The following is a 2,119-nucleotide window of genomic DNA, read 5'->3' as shown; positions in this document are numbered from 1 at the left end:
ACCCCAGGAAAGGCTCTGAGTGAAGTTAGTCTGTTATGAGGAATACAAAAAAGCCGAGAAACGTAGACGTTGCACGCTCAAAGTCTGATGCGTGTAGCAGCGATCGCTTTCTTAGCATTCTTGGCAACGTTGACGATCGAGACTTCGGCTTAATTCGCCCGTTGAAAAACTCTCAATTTATTACTAATAAAGCTTGCAATGACTGCATCGACGCCTGCCTACGTTCTCGCCCTAGACCTCGGTACTACCGGCAACCGAGCGATCTTATTTAATGCTGAAGGGACGATTGTTAGCTCTGCTTACAAAGAACTCACTCAGTATTATCCCCAACCGGGTTGGTTAGAGCATGACCCCAGAGAAATTTGGCAAGATACTTGTTGGGCGATGCAGACTGTATTGCAGAAGGCGGACATCAGTGCAAAAGATATTGCTGCGATTGGGTTAAGCGTGCAGCGAGAAACTTGTCTATTGTGGGACAAAACCACGGGGCGACCTTTACATAATGCCATTGTCTGGCAAGACCGACGCACGGCACCTCTGTGCAATCAACTTGCAAGTCAAGGTCATGCAGCAGATATCTACGATCGCACAGGGTTAGTATTAGATGCCTACTTTTCTGCAACTAAATTAACTTGGTTGTTGGAGGAAATTCAACGAGAACATCCCCCCATCGATTTAGAGAATGTTTTAGCAGGCACGATTGATACCTGGATTCTCTGGAACCTCACGGGCGGTAAGGTACACGCCACGGATGATAGTAACGCCAGCCGCACGATGTTGATGAATCTGGCTTCGCGGGAGTGGGATCAGACGCTACTGAATTTATTTAAAATTCCGGTTCATTTGATGCCAAAAATTCAGCCAAGTTTAGGCTTATTTGGCTACACTCAGCCGGAATTATTAGGCAGTGAGGTGCCCATTACGGCGATTTTAGGCGATCAACAAGCTTCCTTATTTGCTCATGGTTGCGATCGCCCTGGTTTATTAAAATGCACCTATGGCACTGGCTGCTTCTTGGTTACACATACCGGAGAAAAAATACAGCGATCGCGCAATCAACTCCTTTCGACTGTCGCTTGGACACAGACAGGCAATGACGGAAAAATCCAAGTCGGTTATGGCATGGAAGGCAGTATATTTACCACTGGAGCCTGCATCCAATGGTTGCGGGATGGCATTAAACTCATTACTGCGGCGACAGATACAGAACGAATGGCGCAGCAGGTGGCGGATAACGGGGGTGTTTACTTCGTTCCCGCGTTGAGTGGTTTGGGTGCGCCGCACTGGGATATGAGTGCCAGGGGGGCATTTTTCGGCATTACGGGCGGGGTGCAGCGAGAACACATGGTCAGGGCGGTGCTGGAAGCGATCGCCTTCCAAGTCAAAGAAGTTGTACAAGCAATCAACCAAGATAGCGGCACCGACATTTCCCTACTAAAAGTAGATGGCGGAGCTTGTCAAAATGACTTTTTAATGCAGTTTCAAGCGGATGTTTTAGGAATACCAGTAGAACGCCCAGCCGTTCTTGATGCTTCTGCACAAGGTGCTGCTTTTGCTGCTGGTTTGGCAGTTGATTTTTGGCAAGATTACACTACATTAACCGCGAGTCGTCAAATCGACCGAACTTTTCAACCCGGTGCGGGAGTCACCCAGGCACAGGCGAATTTTACAATGTGGCAAAAAGCAGTTGAAAGAGCGAAACATTGGGCGGAGGAGTGAGGACTGAGGGCTGAGGGCTGAGGACTGAGGGCTGAGGGTTGAGGTTGAATAGAACTTCTTGGTTAAGATTATGTCCGGCGAATTAGACATAATTCCTCAGCATCCGGAACCCCACCCCAACCCCTCTCCGCTTGCGGGGAGGGGCTATCAACTCCCCTATTGCCCGTAAAAATAAAAAACATTTATTCCGATTCCTTCTCCTTTTAGGAGGGGGCTAGGGAGAGGTTTCAATGGGATTATTTGCCCAACCCCAGAAAAATTGTCAGATAATCTCTATCTGCGTGCCCACTGACGGACGCTTGAAGGACTCCCAGGCATTGCCACCGCGTAAGAACAGTTCGATCCAGCGTGTTTCTTCGCCTTGGGCATTTTTCCAACCGCTGCTACCGGGTGCGAAGGC

The 2,119-nt window shown here is 48.9% G+C and carries 1 protein-coding gene; it reads left to right on the top strand.

Going from position 1 to position 2,119, the window contains the following annotated elements:
• Positions 1-198 precede the first annotated feature (198 nt).
• Positions 199-1,719 (top strand): glycerol kinase GlpK, encoded by a 1,521-nt coding sequence (gene glpK / locus H6F50_RS00135; RefSeq protein WP_190424928.1) that lies wholly within the window; start codon positions 199-201, stop codon positions 1,717-1,719.
• The last annotated feature ends 400 nt before the right edge of the window (positions 1,720-2,119 follow it).

Source organism: Coleofasciculus sp. FACHB-712, from assembly GCF_014695635.1.
Taxonomy (GTDB): domain Bacteria; phylum Cyanobacteriota; class Cyanobacteriia; order Cyanobacteriales; family FACHB-T130; genus FACHB-T130.
Note: the sequence above shows the minus strand (reverse complement) of the source record. Positions and strands in the feature narration are given on the sequence as shown.